The 17,595-nt window shown below is 40.8% G+C and carries 19 protein-coding genes and 2 tRNA genes; 19 read left to right on the forward strand and 2 right to left on the reverse strand.

Annotation, left to right across the window (positions count from 1 at the left end; all coding sequences use genetic code 11):
• Window positions 1–137 precede the first annotated feature (137 nt).
• From aspS to ruvB, 8 genes are all read left to right on the forward strand, one after another.
• On the forward strand, window positions 138–1,907 hold the full coding sequence (gene aspS / locus BKL49_RS09900) for an aspartate--tRNA ligase (protein WP_077424994.1): 1,770 nt from the start codon (window positions 138–140) through the stop codon (window positions 1,905–1,907).
• Window positions 1,908–1,958: 51 nt separating this feature from the next.
• Complete coding sequence (locus tag BKL49_RS09905; RefSeq protein WP_077424996.1) at window positions 1,959–2,348, forward strand: hypothetical protein; 390 nt, start codon at window positions 1,959–1,961, stop codon at window positions 2,346–2,348.
• On the forward strand, window positions 2,332–2,811 hold the full coding sequence (gene nudB / locus BKL49_RS09910; RefSeq protein WP_077424998.1) for a dihydroneopterin triphosphate diphosphatase: 480 nt from the start codon (window positions 2,332–2,334) through the stop codon (window positions 2,809–2,811). The genes BKL49_RS09905 and nudB overlap by 17 nt, the downstream gene beginning before the upstream one ends.
• A 12-nt stretch (window positions 2,812–2,823) precedes the next feature.
• A complete protein-coding gene (locus tag BKL49_RS09915; protein ID WP_077425000.1) occupies window positions 2,824–3,564 on the forward strand; it encodes a YebC/PmpR family DNA-binding transcriptional regulator in 741 nt (246 codons plus the stop codon).
• Window positions 3,565–3,644: 80 nt separating this feature from the next.
• A complete protein-coding gene (locus tag BKL49_RS09920; protein ID WP_077425002.1) occupies window positions 3,645–4,169 on the forward strand; it encodes a hypothetical protein in 525 nt (174 codons plus the stop codon).
• 75 nt (window positions 4,170–4,244) lie between these two features.
• Window positions 4,245–4,817, forward strand: a complete 573-nt coding sequence (ruvC, locus tag BKL49_RS09925) for a crossover junction endodeoxyribonuclease RuvC (protein ID WP_077425172.1) — start codon at window positions 4,245–4,247, stop codon at window positions 4,815–4,817.
• A 61-nt stretch (window positions 4,818–4,878) separates the two neighbouring features.
• The gene (gene ruvA / locus BKL49_RS09930; RefSeq protein ID WP_077425004.1) at window positions 4,879–5,493 is read left to right on the forward strand and encodes a Holliday junction branch migration protein RuvA; all 615 of its coding nucleotides are present in this window, start codon (window positions 4,879–4,881) and stop codon (window positions 5,491–5,493) included.
• A gap of 8 nt (window positions 5,494–5,501) precedes the next feature.
• The gene (gene ruvB, locus BKL49_RS09935; protein ID WP_077425006.1) at window positions 5,502–6,509 is read left to right on the forward strand and encodes a Holliday junction branch migration DNA helicase RuvB; all 1,008 of its coding nucleotides are present in this window, start codon (window positions 5,502–5,504) and stop codon (window positions 6,507–6,509) included.
• Between the two features lie 62 nt (window positions 6,510–6,571).
• On the opposite strand, the gene BKL49_RS09940 is transcribed toward ruvB, so the two are convergent.
• Window positions 6,572–6,880: a DUF5339 domain-containing protein gene (locus BKL49_RS09940; protein WP_077425008.1), complete on the reverse strand. Its 309-nt coding sequence runs from the start codon at window positions 6,878–6,880 to the stop codon at window positions 6,572–6,574.
• 433 nt (window positions 6,881–7,313) lie between these two features.
• On the opposite strand from BKL49_RS09940, the gene BKL49_RS09945 reads away from it, so the two are divergent.
• The 11 genes from BKL49_RS09945 (at window position 7,314) to BKL49_RS09995 (ending at window position 15,481) form a co-directional block, all read left to right on the forward strand.
• Entirely contained in the window at window positions 7,314–8,879 is a 1,566-nt protein-coding gene (locus BKL49_RS09945; RefSeq protein WP_077425010.1) for a cytochrome ubiquinol oxidase subunit I, read from the forward strand.
• Window positions 8,880–8,893: 14 nt separating this feature from the next.
• Window positions 8,894–10,030 carry a cytochrome d ubiquinol oxidase subunit II gene (cydB, locus tag BKL49_RS09950; RefSeq protein WP_077425012.1) on the forward strand — a complete coding sequence of 379 codons (1,137 nt, stop codon included), beginning with the start codon at window positions 8,894–8,896 and terminating at the stop codon, window positions 10,028–10,030.
• 110 nt (window positions 10,031–10,140) lie between these two features.
• On the forward strand, window positions 10,141–10,425 hold the full coding sequence (ybgE, locus tag BKL49_RS09955; RefSeq protein WP_077425014.1) for a cyd operon protein YbgE: 285 nt from the start codon (window positions 10,141–10,143) through the stop codon (window positions 10,423–10,425).
• Window positions 10,426–10,519: 94 nt separating this feature from the next.
• A complete protein-coding gene (gene ybgC / locus BKL49_RS09960) occupies window positions 10,520–10,930 on the forward strand; it encodes a tol-pal system-associated acyl-CoA thioesterase (RefSeq protein ID WP_077425017.1) in 411 nt (136 codons plus the stop codon).
• Window positions 10,931–10,948: 18 nt separating this feature from the next.
• Entirely contained in the window at window positions 10,949–11,641 is a 693-nt protein-coding gene (gene tolQ, locus BKL49_RS09965; protein ID WP_077425019.1) for a protein TolQ, read from the forward strand.
• Between the two features lie 71 nt (window positions 11,642–11,712).
• On the forward strand, window positions 11,713–12,132 hold the full coding sequence (gene tolR, locus BKL49_RS09970) for a colicin uptake protein TolR (RefSeq protein WP_077425021.1): 420 nt from the start codon (window positions 11,713–11,715) through the stop codon (window positions 12,130–12,132).
• A gap of 15 nt (window positions 12,133–12,147) precedes the next feature.
• Entirely contained in the window at window positions 12,148–13,311 is a 1,164-nt protein-coding gene (gene tolA, locus BKL49_RS09975) for a cell envelope integrity protein TolA (protein ID WP_077425023.1), read from the forward strand.
• A gap of 42 nt (window positions 13,312–13,353) precedes the next feature.
• A complete protein-coding gene (gene tolB, locus BKL49_RS09980; RefSeq protein WP_077425025.1) occupies window positions 13,354–14,637 on the forward strand; it encodes a Tol-Pal system beta propeller repeat protein TolB in 1,284 nt (427 codons plus the stop codon).
• A gap of 21 nt (window positions 14,638–14,658) precedes the next feature.
• A complete protein-coding gene (gene pal, locus BKL49_RS09985; protein ID WP_077425027.1) occupies window positions 14,659–15,129 on the forward strand; it encodes a peptidoglycan-associated lipoprotein Pal in 471 nt (156 codons plus the stop codon).
• Between the two features lie 177 nt (window positions 15,130–15,306).
• A tRNA-Lys gene (locus tag BKL49_RS09990) sits at window positions 15,307–15,382 on the forward strand.
• 26 nt (window positions 15,383–15,408) lie between these two features.
• A tRNA-Lys gene (locus tag BKL49_RS09995) sits at window positions 15,409–15,481 on the forward strand.
• 281 nt (window positions 15,482–15,762) lie between these two features.
• Here the strand turns inward: BKL49_RS09995 and ycaO are convergent.
• Complete coding sequence (gene ycaO, locus BKL49_RS10000) at window positions 15,763–17,526, reverse strand: 30S ribosomal protein S12 methylthiotransferase accessory factor YcaO (protein ID WP_077425029.1); 1,764 nt, start codon at window positions 17,524–17,526, stop codon at window positions 15,763–15,765.
• Between the last annotated feature and the right edge of the window lie 69 nt (window positions 17,527–17,595).

The following is a 17,595-nucleotide window of genomic DNA, read 5'->3' on the forward strand; positions in this document are numbered from 1 at the left end:
TTTATCATATTATGCATTAGAATTATCTAATACTTTTGATTCCTAAGAGAGGTTGTCTCTAAATAATCTTTTCCTCTCATTTAAATTTTCGCTATAATTCCCACAAGTTTTATTGATTCTATCAAAAGGATAATTTTATGATGCGTACTCATTATTGCGGTGCTTTAAATCGCAACAACATTGGACAAGAAGTAACATTAAGCGGTTGGGTTCATCGCCGCCGTGATTTAGGCGGTTTGATTTTTATTGATATGCGCGATCGTGACGGGATTGTTCAGGTATGTTTCGATCCGAAATATCAAGAAGCATTAACGGCAGCGGCAGGTTTGCGTAACGAATTTTGTATTCAAATTAAAGGTGAAGTCATTGCCCGACCTGAAAATCAAATTAATAAAAATATGGCAACCGGTGAAGTGGAAGTGTTGGCAAAAGCATTAAGCATTTACAATGCCGCCGATGTATTACCGCTTGATTTCAACCAAAATAATACCGAAGAGCAACGTTTAAAATACCGTTATTTGGATTTACGCCGTCCGGAAATGGCACAACGTTTAAAAACTCGAGCGAAAATCACCAGTTTTGTACGCCGTTTTATGGATGACAACGGTTTCCTTGATATTGAAACCCCAATGCTCACCAAAGCAACGCCTGAGGGCGCGCGCGACTACCTCGTACCAAGTCGGGTACACAAAGGCAAATTCTATGCCTTGCCACAATCACCACAACTTTTCAAACAACTTCTTATGATGTCCGGTTTCGACCGTTACTATCAAATTGTTAAATGTTTCCGTGATGAAGATCTACGTGCCGATCGTCAGCCGGAATTTACCCAAATCGATGTGGAAACCTCATTTTTAACGGCACCGGAAGTTCGTGAAATAATGGAACGTATGGTACGTGGTTTATGGTTGGATATTATTGGTGTTGATCTTGGCAAATTCCCGGTGATGACGTGGCAAGAAGCGATGCGCCGTTTTGGCTCGGATAAACCGGATCTGCGTAACCCACTTGAGATGGTGGATGTGGCTGACATCGTAAAAGATGTGGATTTCAAAGTGTTTGCCGAACCTGCCAATAATCCAAATGGACGCGTTACAGTAATTCGAGTACCAAACGGTGCAAACATTACGCGCAAACAAATTGATGAATACACCCAATTTGTCGGCATTTATGGTGCGAAAGGCTTGGCGTGGTTAAAAGTCAATGATGTGAATAGCGGGCTTGAAGGCGTGCAAAGTCCAATCGCAAAATTCTTAAATGAAAACGTCTTAAAAGCCTTATTTGAACGTGTAGGTGTGCAAACCGGCGATATTCTTTTCTTTGGTGCGGATAAATGGCAAACCACTACCGATGCAATGGGGGCTTTGCGTTTAAAACTTGGTCGTGATTTAGGCTTAACCCGTTTAGACGAATGGCAACCGCTTTGGGTGATTGACTTCCCAATGTTTGAGCGTGATGAAGAAGGCAACCTTGCCGCAATGCACCATCCTTTCACTTCGCCAAAAGATTTCACACCGGAACAATTAGAAGCCGATCCAACCGCAGCAGTAGCCAATGCTTATGATATGGTAATCAACGGTTATGAAGTGGGTGGCGGTTCAGTGCGTATTTTCGACCCGAAAATGCAACAAACCGTGTTCCGTATTTTAGGCATTGATGAAGAACAACAACGTGAAAAATTCGGCTTCTTATTAGATGCCTTAAAATTTGGCACACCACCACACGCCGGTCTCGCCTTCGGATTAGATCGCTTAACAATGCTATTAACCGGCACCGATAACATCCGTGATGTTATCGCCTTCCCGAAAACCACCGCAGCGGCTTGCTTAATGACCGAAGCCCCAAGCTATGCCAATGCGCAGGCGTTGGAGGAGTTGGCAATTAGCGTAACGGCGAAAATTGAATAATTTTTGAAGATAAAGTGCGGTTAAATTTAACCGCACTTTTACAGAAAGAAGATGAAACAACCTACTTCAGTAAAAGCCATTAGTTGGCTGAATATTATTGCCTCATTAATTGGATTTGGGATAATTTTCTATACATTTTGGGATAGTTTTAATACGGTAGGCTATGTTGTTCCAGAAGCTATTTTCTTTATAACTATTGCATTTATTGAATTAGTATTAGTGTTTTTATCTTCTATCGCAATGTTAGAAGGTAAACCTTGGGGAAGAACACTTTACATTATTATTGGTTGTTCTAATATCTTATTTAATTTTGTGTATTTTGAAATTGATAAAGACACAATTAAAAGTGTAATAAAATTCGCTATTTTTGCTTTTTTCTTATATAGACCTATTGTCAATGAATATTTTAAATCATCAAAAGTGAATGAACTTCAAAAATAATCAGTCAATCTTAGTCGTTATTTATTCTAAAGAAACGAATAATGTTTTAATGCTCCAACGCCAAGACGATCCCGATTTTTGGCAATCTGTTACCGGTTCTATTGAGAAAGGTGAGATGCCGCAAGATGCGGCAATTCGCGAGCTTTGGGAAGAAGTGCGGTTAAAAATTTCTGAAAATTCGACCGCACTTTTTGATTGTAATGAGTGCGTAGAATTTGAAATTTTTCCTCATTTCCGTTATAAATACGCGCCGCATATCACCCACGCGCGTGAACATTGGTTTTTATGTGCGGTGGATGAGGAATTTGTTCCACAATTAGCGGAACACTTAGATTTTAAATGGGTTTCAGCACAAGAGGCGGTGAAGATGACAAAATCACCAAATAATGCGGAAGCGATTAGAAAATATTTAATAGATGATTTTTCTCTTTTAAGGGGAAATGAGTTAAAAAACGAAAAATAAGAAGGAAATCAAATGGCAGGTCATAGTAAGTGGGCTAATATCAAACACCGTAAAGCAGCACAAGATGCGCAACGCGGTAAAATTTTTACTAAGTTAATTCGTGAATTGGTGACTGCCGCTAAATTAGGTGGCGGTGATGTGGGTTCAAATCCTCGTTTGCGTGCAGCAGTGGATAAAGCATTATCCAGCAATATGACGCGTGATACCATTAATCGTGCGATTGAACGCGGTGTCGGCGGTGGCGATGATACCAATATGGAAACCAAAATCTATGAAGGTTACGGCCCGGGCGGCACGGCGGTGATGGTGGAATGTTTAAGCGATAATGCAAACCGCACCATTTCACAGGTTCGTCCAAGTTTCACAAAATGCGGTGGCAACTTAGGAACGGAAGGTTCGGTGGGCTATTTGTTCAGCAAAAAAGGCTTGATTTTAATTAATTCGGCTGATGAAGATGCCTTAACCGAAGCTGCAATTGAAGCCGGTGCGGACGATATTCAACCACAAGAAGACGGTTCATTTGAAATTTATACCGCTTGGGAAGAATTGAGTGATGTGCGTGAAGGAATTGAAAAAGCTGGATTTAAAATTGAATCGGCTGAAGTGACGATGATTCCGTCAACCACTGTTGATCTTGATTTAGAAACCGCACCAAAATTATTAAAATTAATTGATATGTTAGAAGACTGCGATGATGTGCAAAATGTCTATCATAATGGTGAAATTAGTGACGAAGTCGCCGCCCAGCTCTAATAAATTGAACTAATCTCTCATTGAACGCTCTAAAGGGGCGTTTAAAACGCATAAGTTTATCTTTACATAAGGAATAAAAAATGAAAGCAATCAAACTCGTATCTGCATTATCTTTAGCCGCAATGTTAGCCGCTTGCTCAACGGCAAGTGAAGTGGCATCAACCGTGGGTAATGGTGTATCAAACGCCGCCACTGCAACCGTTGATGCGGTGAAAGATGGTGCAAATGCTGTTTCTAACGGTGTTTCAAACACGGTTAGTTCGGTAAAAAATAGCTTAACCGGTTCAACCAGAATGGTGGTTTACCAATGTCAAAATAATAAAACCGTTATTGCCGCTTATGATTTCTCAGGCGAAAAAGCAACCGGTTTGACATTAACCGTTAATGATGTTGCGGTGAAATCATTAATGCGTGATGATAGCAATAAAGATTTCGCTTCATTTGCATCAAAAACTTACGTTTGGAATGTAGATAATAGCTTTACGCTTTCAACTTTCGATAAAACTGAATCCGGAATGTTGTTTAAGAAAGGCAAAACATCGGACGAAATTCTTGCTAAAAGCTGTGTAGTAAATCAAGCAGAAACAGCAAGATTAAATAAATAATAGATGATTCATTTAAGCGGGCGGATTGGTAAATTTTACGAATCTGCCCGTTTGTTTTCGAGAATTAAATCAGCAATGTCAATCATTTTAGGAATTGACCCCGGTTCAAGAGTAACCGGTTATGGCGTAATCCGTCAGCAAGGTCGGCACTTGGAGTATTTGGGGAGTGGGGCGATTCGCACTTCCGTTGATGATTTACCCACCCGATTAAAACGTATTTATGCAGGCGTGGTTGAGATCATTACCCAATTCCAACCGGATATGTTTGCCATTGAGCAGGTATTTATGGCGAAGAATGCGGACTCCGCATTAAAACTGGGCCAAGCACGAGGAACTGCGATTGTAGCGGCAGTAAATCACGATTTGCCAGTGTTTGAGTATGCGGCACGCTTGGTGAAGCAAACGGTTGTGGGAATCGGATCGGCAGATAAAATTCAAGTTCAAGATATGGTCACGCGTATTTTAAAACTTTCCGATAAACCTCAAGCCGATGCGGCAGATGCGCTTGCGATCGCCATAACTCACGCCCATTCAATGCAACATTCTCTACACGTTGCAGGCTCGGTCAACATAACAGAAATGCAAGAAAAAATGACCGCACTTTTAAAAACGAGATATAGCCGTGGTCGTTTCCGATTAAAAATTTAACTGGATGTTCGTCCAGTTTTATTTTATGCTATGGCGAAATTTTTATGTTGACGGATGAATTATGATTGGGCGCTTAAAAGGCATTTTATTAGAAAAACAACCTCCCGAAATTTTGCTTGATGTACAAGGTGTTGGCTATGAATTATTGTTGCCAATGACCAGTTTTTATAACTTACCCGATATTGGGCAGGAAACCACCTTATTTACCCACCTTGTCGTGCGTGAAGATGCACATTTACTCTTTGGATTTGCACAAAAAACCGACCGCACTTTGTTTCGTGAATTGATTAAAACCAATGGTGTTGGGCCTAAGTTAGCCCTTGCGATTTTATCGGCAATGTCGGTGGAACAATTTGCTTATGCAATTGAGCGTGAAGAACTTTCTAAATTGACGAAGATCCCCGGTGTCGGTAAAAAAACGGCAGAACGCTTGCTGGTTGAACTAAAAGGGAAATTTAAAGGCATTAAACAAAGCGATTTCTTTATTGAAAGTACGCATATTTCAACCACATCATTAGCCGTTCCGCAACAAGAAAGTGCGGTGGATGAAGCCGTGGCGGCATTAATCGCACTGGGTTATAAACCAACGGATGCCGAAAAAATGGTAAAACGGGTGGCAAAATCGGAGATGGGGAGCGAACAGCTTATTCGTGAAGCCTTAAAAGCGGCATTATAGGTGAGTAAATGATTGAAGCGGATAGAATTATTAGCAGCCAAGTAAAACTTGATGAGGATGTGATTGATCGTGCCATTCGTCCTAAATTATTGGCGGATTATGTGGGGCAGCCACAAGTGCGTGAACAAATGGATATTTTCATTAAAGCGGCAAAGTTACGTCAGGATGCATTAGATCATCTTTTGATATTTGGCCCTCCGGGTTTAGGCAAAACCACCCTCGCCAATATTGTGGCAAATGAAATGGGCGTGAATATTCGCACAACATCGGGGCCGGTGCTTGAAAAGGCAGGAGATTTGGCCGCGATGTTAACGAACCTTGAACCATACGATGTATTGTTTATTGATGAAATTCATCGCCTTTCTCCTGCAATAGAAGAAGTGCTTTATCCGGCAATGGAAGATTACCAATTAGATATTATGATTGGTGAGGGGCCTGCTGCACGTTCTATTAAATTGGATTTACCCCCTTTTACATTAGTGGGGGCAACAACCCGTGCAGGTTCTTTAACCTCGCCTTTGCGGGATCGTTTTGGCATTGTACAACGGTTAGAATTTTATTCTGTGGAAGATTTAACCGCTATCGTGGCACGAAGTGCCGACTGCCTGAATCTTGAATTGGAAAATGAAGCCGCTTTTGAAGTCGCCCGCCGTTCAAGAGGAACACCACGTATCGCTAATCGTTTACTACGGCGGGTGCGGGATTATGCCGATGTGCGTAACGGTGGAATAATTTCTTTGGGCATAGCCAAGCAAGCCCTTTCTATGTTGGATGTGGATAATGCAGGATTTGATTATCTAGATCGCAAATTATTAACTGCAGTTATCGAAAGATTTGACGGTGGCCCGGTGGGGCTGGATAACCTTGCTGCGGCGATTGGGGAAGAACGGGATACGATTGAAGATGTGTTAGAGCCTTATTTGATTCAACAAGGTTTTTTACAACGCACACCACGTGGACGTATTGCCACTTCTCAAACTTATCGACATTTCGGATTACAGAAAGTAACGGATTAATTCAACAAAGAAAGGCTTATTGAACATTCAATAAGCCTTTCTTTTTTTAGCCATTTCAAAAACTAATTTGTTTCATCAGAATAATTTTTCATACTATTTAATTTCGCCAAACCTACACTACAGCTTTTCAGTTGGGTGGCAAGTTCCATTTCAAGAATTTGTTTTTTACTTTGATTCAATTTACTTTTGATTTTACTAACTTGAGTGTGTGTACCCGGTTGTTTTTCAGCTTGTGCAATGAGATTTTCTGTTTCTTTGAAGAGTTGTGCGCATTGTTCCGGTAAGACTTCTTTATTTTTTTGTGGTGCTGCAATGGCTGAAAATGACACCGCTGAAAAAAGTGCGGTCAAAAAAAGGGAAATTTTTTTCATTATGAAATCCTTGAATGGAATGTTCTAAATATAATTTGGCGTGAAGTTAGCAAAATATTATCCGAATGTCTAGAAATTATTGATCTTTTTTTATGAGTGATTGATTTTATTTACGTTTTTCCTAAATTTGATTTATATCAATTTTTTAAAATATAACTCGTAGAGGTTATTCCTTAGTTTATATCAAAAATGTGATCCGGATAACGTTTTTGGTGTTTTTTATCCTTATGATTAGTAGTAAAATAGCCGCGTTTTTGGGTTATCCATTTCATAATTCATCATTTTGTTTAACTTCTCAAAAGGATTTGTTGTGTAGGGTGATTCAATGTTTGCTTAATCATTCGGATGAATCGGTTAAGTATTTGGGGTGGTTATTTAAGGGCAACCTTTATTAATCATAGTGAATGACTTGTAATTTTTACAAGAGGTTGAGATGTTAGACGTTGTTGAACTTTCTCGCTTGCAGTTTGCCTTAACTGCGTTATATCACTTCATTTTCGTGCCTCTCACATTAGGTTTATCTTTCGTTTTAGTGATTATGGAAACGACCTATGTTGTAACAGGTAAAGAAGTTTATAAAGATATGACAAAATTCTGGGGTAAGTTATTTGGTATTAACTTTGCTCTAGGGGTAACGACCGGTATCATTATGGAATTCCAATTCGGTACTAACTGGTCTTACTATTCTCACTATGTGGGTGATATTTTCGGTGCGCCATTGGCAATCGAAGCATTACTTGCATTCTTCTTAGAATCTACTTTTGTGGGCTTATTCTTCTTTGGTTGGGATCGCTTAACCAAAGGTAAACATTTGCTCGCAACTTACTGTGTAGCATTCGGTTCAAATCTTTCGGCGATGTGGATCTTAGTGGCGAATGGTTGGATGCAAAATCCGGTTGCGTCAGAATTTAATTTTGAAACTGTGCGTATGGAAATGACCAGCTTTATGGACTTATGGTTAAATCCGGTTGCACAAAGTAAATTCTTACACACCCTTTCTGCCGGTTATGTCACCGCTGCATTCTTCGTCTTGGCAATCAGTTCTTTCTATTTATTGAAAGGTCGTGATATCGGTTTTGCCAAACGCTCTTTCTCTATTGCAGCGACTTGGGGTTTTATCGCGTCTATCGCGGTATTAATCCTTGGTGATGAATCAGGTTACGATATTGGTCAAGCACAACCTGTGAAATTGGCGGCAATGGAAGCTGAGTTTGATACACATCCGGCTCCGGCTGCATTCAATATCGTGGCATTGCCAAATTCTGCCGAAATGCGTAATGAATTTGCCCTTCAAGTTCCTGCAGTAGGTGGTATTGTGGCAACCCGTTCTCTTGATAAAGAGATCGTTGGTTTGAAAGCGCTTCAAGCATTGAATGAAAACCGTGTCCGTAACGGTATTGTTGCTTATGATCTTTTCACTCAGTTGAAAGCAGAGAAAAAAGCATTGGGTCAGGTTAATCCTGAAACAAAAGCAAAATTTGAAGCGGTGAAAAAAGATCTTGGGTTCGGTTTATTATTAAAACGTTATACCGATAAAGTCGTGGATGCCACAGAAGAACAAATCAAACAAGCAGCGCGCGATACGATTCCTAATGTCGGACCTAACTTCTGGGCATTCCGTGTAATGCTTGCTGTTGGTGGTTTACTTGCTCTGTTAGCCTTTGGTGCATTTGTCCAAAACTTACGTGATAAAGTGACACAAAGCCCATTATTGTTAAAAGCATTGGTATGGAGTGTGCCGTTACCTTGGATTGCCATTGAATGTGGTTGGTTCTTGGCTGAATATGGTCGTCAACCTTGGGCGATTTATGAAGTGTTACCGGTGGGTGTGTCCGCCTCAAATTTAGGTGTGGGTGATCTTTGGTTCTCCATCGCTTTAATTTGTGCACTTTATTTAGCATTTATTATTGTTGAAATGTATTTGATGTTTAAATATGCGCGTTTAGGTCCAAGTTCATTGAAAACCGGCAAATACTACTTTGAACAATCATCTAAATAAGCAGGAGACGAATTATGTTTGATTATGAATTTCTACGTTTTATTTGGTGGGTGTTGGTCATCGTATTGTTAATCGGTTTCTCGGTTACTGACGGATTTGATATGGGCGTGACCGCACTTTTACCTGTTGCAGGTAAAAAAGAAGTAGAACGCCGTATTATGATTAACTCGATAGCCCCTCACTGGGATGGTAACCAAGTTTGGTTATTAACCGCAGGTGGTGCGGTGTTTGCTGCGTGGCCAATCGTGTATGCGGTATCTTTCTCCGGTTTCTATATCGCCTTAGTGTTGGTTTTAGCTGCGTTATTCTTCCGTCCAATCGGTTTTGAATATCGTGCAAAAATTGATAACCCGACGTGGCGTGCAGTATGGGATTGGGGCTTGTTTGCCGGTGGTTTTGTACCTGCATTAGTATTCGGTGTCGCCTTTGGTAACTTATTACAAGGTGTTCCGTTTGAATTTAATGAAATTGCACAAATTACTTATACCGGTTCATTCTTTGCATTATTAAATCCATTCGCATTATTATGTGGTGTAATTAGTCTTGCGATGCTTGTAACGCACGGTGCAAACTGGTTACAAATGAAAACTACCGCAGAATTAAGAGATCGTGCGCGTGGTATCACACAAATCGGTGCATTTGTGACTTTAATTGCTTTTGTGCTTGCAGGTGTATGGCTATACTTCAAAGAAGGTTATGTTGTGACCAGCGTTGTTGATCACTTTGCCCCATCTTCCCCAATGGGTAAAGAAGTGGCAGTTGAAACCGGTGCTTGGTTCAGAAACTTCAATGATATGCCGATTTTATGGATTTTCCCTGCATTGGCCGTAGTGGGAGCATTGTTAAATGTGGCTGCCTCAAAAGCAAATCGTTGTGGTTTTGCCTTCTTCTTCTCCGCATTGACTATGGCGGGCGTTATCATCACCGCAGCCGTTTCTATGTTCCCATTCGTGATGCCTTCAAGCTCACATCCGGAACAAAGTTTGTTAATGTGGGATGCAACATCAAGCGAATTAACCTTAACGTTAATGCTTGGTTTAGCCCTTGTATTTGTTACAATTTCCCTTCTTTACACCATTTGGTCGTACATCAAAATGTTTGGTCGTTTGGATGAAAACTTTGTGGAAGAAAACAAAAACTCATTATACTAAAGGAGATATGGTATGTTATATGCAATTTGGGTAGTGGGTGTTTTAGCGGCAATTTATGCCAGCGTAAAAGTCACAAAAAATAAAGACAATTTAGGGAAATTTGACGAATAATGATTCAGTCTCTCTATCAATATACAAATAAGGGTTCGTTAAGAACCCTTTCATTTATCCTTGCAATCCTTTTAACGCTTGCTTTTTTCTTTAACCTTGATCAGTTTTCCACACAATTAAGAACCGCAAATCCCTTTTTCATCTTATTTATTCTATGGGGATTGGTGATCTTATGGATTCACGGAATCGGCTTCAAAATTGACCGCACTTTTTGGCAAATGATATTTTTTCCCTATTTGGGTTATTTAGCATTTTTATTTGCCGTTATTGCACATTATTTATAATCAAAATAATGTATGACTGCTTTGAAAGTGCTTGCGTAGAGTAAAAACTGACTCTAGAATACGCGACTTCAAACGGTTGAATAAGGAAAACAAGGTGGATTCAAAGATTTTTCGTTTCCCGATACGTGTTTATTATGAAGATACGGATGCGGGCGGTGTGGTTTATCACGCACGCTACTTGCATTTTTTTGAACGGGCAAGAACGGAATATTTGAGAAAACAAGATTTTTCCCAACAAAAATTATTGCAGGAACAACAAGCCGCATTTGTTGTCAAAGCGATGACGATTGATTATTGCGTTCCGGCAAAACTGGATGATTATCTTATTGTTGAAACAGAAGTAACGGCGATAAAAGGGGCGACAATCCTCTTTGAGCAACGACTACTGCGAGAGACAGTAATACTATCGAAGGCTACTGTTAAAGTAGCCTATGTTGATCTAGGCAAAATGAAACCGACAGCAATTCCGGCTGAAATAAAAGCCGCTTTTTCAAATAATATATAACCTTTCTCGGAGTAGGTAATGACTGCAGAATTGAATTTTTTAGATCTTTTTCTAAAAGCAAGTATTGTCGTTCAACTTGTAATTGTGATTTTGATTTCATTCTCAATTATTTCTTGGACAATTATTATTCAACGTAGCCGAGTGCTAACCAATGCCTTAAAAGCCTCAAATACCTTTGAAGATCGTTTTTGGTCAGGTGAAGATCTCAATAAATTATATGACGGCTTATCAAATCGCCGTGATGGGCTAACCGGTAGCGAGCAAATTTTCTTTGTGGGATTCAAAGAATTTTCCCGCTTAAAACAAGTCAACGCCGATGCACCGGAAGCCATTATTAAAGGAACAACCCGAGCGATGAATCTTGCGATGAATCGTGAAGTTGAAAGCCTCGAAAGCCGTGTTCCGTTTTTAGCAACCGTGGCATCAGTCAGTCCTTATATTGGCTTATTTGGTACGGTATGGGGAATTATGCACGCATTTATGGCATTAAGCGGTGCAAAACAAGCCACGTTACAAATGGTTGCCCCTGGGATTGCAGAAGCATTAATTGCGACCGCAATCGGTTTATTTGCCGCGATTCCGGCAGTAATGGCTTATAACCGTTTAAGTTTACGGGTGAACGCCATTGAGCAAAATTATGGTAACTTTATTGATGAATTTACCACAATTTTACATCGCCAAGCCTTTGGTAAAGCACCACATTCTCATTAAAAAATAATCAAAAAAATTAACCGCACTTCACATAAAGCGCGGTCAAATTTAGTGAAGTTTTAGAGGAAAATATGACTCGCCGTTCACGTAAAGAAATTAAATCTGAAATCAATATTGTTCCATTTTTGGACGTATTACTTGTACTTGTACTGATTTTTATGGCGACTGCGCCGATTATTAGCCAAAGTGTTCAAGTGGAATTGCCTGATTCCGTACAAAGCCAAAACGTCTCAAATGAAGATAAAACACCGGTAATTTTAGAAGTATCCGGTGTGGGACAGTACGCACTTTCTATTGGTGGTGATCGCCAAGAAGGCTTAACGGAAGAAATGGTCACGCAGTTATCCAAACAAGAATTTGATAAAGATAACAACACGATGTTCCTTGTCGGAGGGGCAAAAGAAGTGCCTTATGAAGAAGTGATCAAAGCACTTAATTTACTTCATTTGGCGGGCATTAAATCTGTTGGTTTAATGACAAATCCAATTTAGTGAGTAGGTAAAAACGTGCAGAATAATCGACAAAAAAAAGGTGTGAATGCGTTTGTCATTTCGATTTTTATGCACCTTGCCTTGTTTGGGTTGTTGATTTGGAGTTCTTTCTATCAAACGGTTGAAATAATGGGCGGCGGTGAAGGCGATGGAGATGCTATCGGTGCCGTAATGGTGGATACCGGAAATGCCGCTCAAGAATGGGGACGTATTCAACAACAGAAAAAAGGTCAAGCGGATAAGCAGAAAAAGCCTGAACCTGTTGTAGAAGAAAAACCTGTTGAGCAGGAAGATATTCGTCAGCAAGAAATAGCGAAACAGGAAGAACTAAAACGTCAGCAGGAAATTCAACGCCAAAAAGAAATTGAGCGTCAAAAACAGGAAGCCGAGAAACAAAAACAACAGGAAATTGCCCGTCAAGCGGCTTTAGAAAAGCAAAAACAGGCTGAAGAAGCCAAAGCAAAACAACAGGCAGAAGCAGCGAAATTAAAAGCAGAGGCAGAGGCTAAACGTTTAGCCGCAGTCGCTAAGAAGGCAGAGGAAGAAGCGAAAGCGAAGGCTGCCGAAGCGGCTCAAAAAGCCCAAAAACAAGCAGAAGAAAAAGCAAAAGCCGAGGCAGAAGCGAAAGCAAAAGCAGCGGCTGAGGCGAAAGCCAAGGCGAATGCTGAAGCGAAGGCAAAAGCAGATGCGAAAGCTAAAGCAGAGGCAGAAGCCAAAGCGAAGTCTAAAGCGGCTGCCGAGGCAAAAGCAAAGGCTGAAGCGGCAGCCAAACGCAAAGCCGATCAAGCCGCATTAGATAACTTCCTCAATGGTGGTGACATTGGAGGTGGGAGTGCTTCTAAAGGTGGTAATGCCAATAAGGGCGGAACACAAGGTAGTGGTGCCGGATTAGGTAGCGGTGATGGTGGTAAAGTCGGCGATCAATATGCCGGTGTGATTAAAAAAGAAATTCAACGCCGTTTCTTAAAAGATCCAAGTTTTGCCGGCAAAGTATGCCGTATTAAGATTCAGTTAGGTCGCGATGGTACGATTCTAAACTATCAGAAAGTATCAGGCCCTGAAGATATTTGTACTGCAGCATTAAGTGCGGTTGCCAGAACGAAAAAAGTTCCTGCCGCCCCATCAGATGCGGTGTACAATAAATATAAAGCACCAATTATTGATTTTGATATTAAGTAATTGGTTTTCAAAATGTAAATGGGTTTACTCAAAGGTAACAAAATGAAATTGATGAAAAATTTTATTGGCGTATTTGCAATGGTATTTGCTATTGCGGGTAATGCCATTGCGGAAGATGAAGTGCGCATTGTGATCGATGAAGGGGTTGATAGTGCGCGCCCGATTGCCGTTGTACCCTTTGCCGGCTCGGCACCTGAAGATATCGCTAAAATCGTTTCTGACGATTTACGTAATAGCGGTAAATTTAATCCTATCCCTGTCAGCAAAATGCCTCAAAAACCGACTTCAGCATCCGAAGTGAATCCTGAGGCTTGGACGGCATTAGGCATTGATGCGATTGTTGTAGGACAAGTCACGGCAACCGGTAGTGGCTACAATATTTCTTATCAGCTTGTTGATACGGTTGGGGCATCCGGTACTGCAGGTGCGGTGCTTGCACAAAACAGCTATACGGTAACCAATAAATGGTTACGCTATGGGGCTCACACAGTGAGTGATGAGGTATTTGAAAAATTAACCGGTATTCGTGGTGCATTTAGAACCCGTATTGCTTATGTGGTACAAAAAAATGGTGGTTCACAACCTTATGAAGTGCGAGTAGCAGACTATGATGGGTATAATCAATTTGTGGTGAATCGTAGTTCTCAACCGATTATGTCTCCGGCTTGGTCGCCTGATGGCAAACGTTTAGCCTATGTTTCTTTTGAAAATAAAAAATCACAGTTAGTTGTACAAGATTTAGGTTCCGGCGCACGTAAAGTCGTTGCCTCATTCCCGGGACATAACGGTGCACCGGCATTCTCTCCGGATGGCTCCCGTTTAGCTTTCGCCTCCTCACAAGACGGTACATTGAATATTTATGTGATGGGCGCAAACGGCGGTACACCAATACAATTAACCCATGGTGCCGGAAATAATACCGAGCCTTCGTGGTCGCCTGATGGCAGTTCAATTTTATTCACTTCAGATAGAAGCGGTTCCCCTCAAGTGTATCGTATGAGCGCAAATGGCGGCGGTGCAACACCGGTCGGTGGTCGTGGTAGCGCACAAATTAGTGCCGATGGAAAAACACTTGTAATGATCAATGGTAACAATAACGTAGTTAAACAAGATCTTTCAACAGGTGCATCTGAAGTTTTAAGTACATCTTTCCTTGGTGAAAGTCCAAGTATATCCCCTAATGGTATTATGATTATCTACAGTTCTACCCAAGGATTAGGAAAGGTGCTACAATTAGTTTCTGCAGACGGTCGCTTTAAAGCGAGTCTTCCAGGAAGTAGTGGCCAAGTTAAATTTCCTGCTTGGTCCCCATACTTAACTAAATAAAAATGTGATTAGGAGAATCTAATGAACAAATTTGTTAAATCATTATTAGTTGCAGGTTCTGTAGCGGCATTAGCTGCATGTAGTTCTTCCAGCAACGATGCTACCGGTAACGGTGCAAACACTAGCGGTCAAACTTTCGGTGGTTACTCTGTTGAAGATCTTCAACAACGTTACAACACCGTATATTTCGGTTTTGACAAATACAACATCGAAGGCGAATACGTTCAAATCTTGGATGCACACGCAGCATACTTAAACGCAATGCCGGCATCTAAAGTTGTTGTTGAAGGTAACACTGACGAACGTGGTACACCGGAGTACAACATTGCTTTAGGTCAACGCCGTGCAGACGCTGTTAAATCTTTCTTAGCAGGTAAAGGCGTAGAAGGCAGCAAAGTATCAACAGTTTCTTACGGTGAAGAAAAACCTGCTGTGTTAGGTCACGATGAAGCAGCGTACTCTAAAAACCGTCGTGCTGTGTTAGCATACTAATTTAAAACTTTTGAAGTTTATTCCTTAGAAGCAGTGTTTAGAAATAAACACTGCTTTTCTTTTTTAGAAAATTAAAGTCAAATTGCTTGTAATTCATTCAATTAACATAAAAAAACCAAATTCTTCTTGCGTCAGAAAATAAAATCAGTATCATAAGCACCCATTTCAAAGCGATATGGGTCGTTAGCTCAGTCGGTAGAGCAGCGGACTTTTAATCCGTTGGTCGAAGGTTCGAATCCTTCACGACCCACCATCTCAGTGTTTCGGTTTTATCATGTCGGGTTGTTAGCTCGGTTGGTAGAGTAGCGGACTCTTAATCCGTTAGTCGAGAGTTCTAGCCTCTCACGACCCATCAAATGCTTATTTTTCCCCACTCTAAATTGTATAGCTTCAATTTTTTCCTATCGTTAACCTTACTATTTGGTGAAGATTGTGTTATGACATGATCATTTTTCTTAAAAAATTTACATCATTATGGTTTTTTGCGCTAAAGGCGATTTTGAGTGGTGAAGTCCGAATTTTGTTCGAGTTATGAATTCTTTTATCTGATACGAAAATATCAATAAACAACGGAAGATAGTTAGTGAGATATACATAAAAAAGGCAAGTTTTCTTGCCCTGATTTTTTGCCTTTTATTGCCAATTTTCACGTTTGGCTTTTTGTAATTTTTCGTATGCATTGAGTAAGGCTTGGTGTTCTTTGAAGTTTTTGAGTTCTTCATCACTTGCCGGTAGGTTGTAGAATGGATTGCCCTGTTCGGCTATGGTAGCCCAGGCTTGTTGCACTGCTTCTTTACCATACATTTTTTCAAATGCGGCGCGATATTGTTTTGGATCACGGCTTTTATCCAAATGTAGCTCAATCACGCTGATTAAGGCTCGGTAATAATTTGCACGTTCAGTGGTGAAAACGGAGCTATTCATATTTAGTGTCCAATTAGCCCAGTCCAGTGCTTGTTCTAATTCGCCTAGTGCAAGATAAAGCATTGATTTTAATTCGCCAATGCGTAAGGTTGTCCAGCCACTGTTTTTAGGCGCGACAATGCCGATAAATTCACGCACGCGGGTTGTGTCATCAATATCTTGTGCATCCAATTCTTCCAAGAGTTCTTGATAGATTTCCGCATCGTGATGCCAATGAGGTAAATCAAGCAAAATTTCACGCCAATCCATTCCCATATTATTGTTGGCATAAATAAGATCGTCTGCAGGATAAATATCGGACATTCCCGGCACAATAATGCGGCAGGCGTATACCTCCAAATGGTGGTAATCCATAATGTACACTTCTTTATTTTCTGCACGGAAAATTGCCATCAGATTGGCATATTCTTCTTGTGTCGTTCCGCTGAAATCCCAATCGGCAAAGGCATAATCGGATTTTTCTTTGAACAGATCCCAGGAGATTAAGCCGCTTGAATCAATAAAGTGGGTTTCAAGATTGGCGTGTTCGGCAACATCGGCATTATTGAAAGACGGTGGTGAAAAGACATCTAAATCTTTTAGGCTGCGACCCTGTAAAAGTTCTGTTACCGTGCGTTCTAACGCGATTTGGAAATTGGGGTGTGCGCCAAAAGAGGCAAAGCAAGTGCCGTTAGTTGGATTTAATAACACCACGCAAATCACCGGATACTTGCCGCCTAATGAAGCATCGAAGGCATAAATTGGAAAGCCTTCTTCTTCCAATTTGGCAATGGAGGCTTGAATGGAAGGGAAGCGTGCCATTACCTCTTGTGGAATTTCAGGCAGGCTAATGGCTTCTGCAATGATTTTATTTTTAACATAACGCTCAAAGACTTCAGACAACCCTTGCACGCGGGCTTCAAATTTTGTGTTGCCGGCAGACATTCCGTTTGACACATAAAGATTGGCGATAATACTTTGCGGAATGTAAACGGTTTGATTGTCGGATTGACGAATATAAGGGAGTGCCACAATGCCACGATCGTAATTACCGGATTGTAAATCAACCAATAATTCCGGGGTGAGTTCGGCATTCGGATCGAAATGATCAAGTAAATAATCATCCAAAATGCCTTCCGGTAACATTGCTTCCTCATCAATAGGGAACCATTTTTCATTTGGATAATGCACAAAATCACTGTTTGCAATGTCTTGTCCTAAATAAAAATCGGCAAAGAAATAATTGGTGGAAAGGCGTTCAAAGTATTCGCCAAGTGCCGATGCCAACGCCGCTTTTTTGCTAGCCCCTTTACCGTTTGAAAAACATTGTGGGCAGTCTTTATCACGAATATGCACCGACCATACATTCGGTACGGGATTAAGCCAAGAGGCTTCTTCAATATTAAAACCAAGTGCGGTCAATTTTTGTTGGAATGTGGAAATACTGTCTTCCAGTGCGGCATCTTTGCCGGGAATAAAGGTTTGTTCGCTCATAATGAATCTCAGCGGGAAAAAAGAATGGGCATAATAGGGGAGTTTTCTAGGGTTATCAAGCATAAAGTT

It is taken from the genome of Rodentibacter myodis (genome assembly GCF_001999305.1).
GTDB classification, from domain to species: Bacteria; Pseudomonadota; Gammaproteobacteria; order Enterobacterales; family Pasteurellaceae; genus Rodentibacter; species Rodentibacter myodis.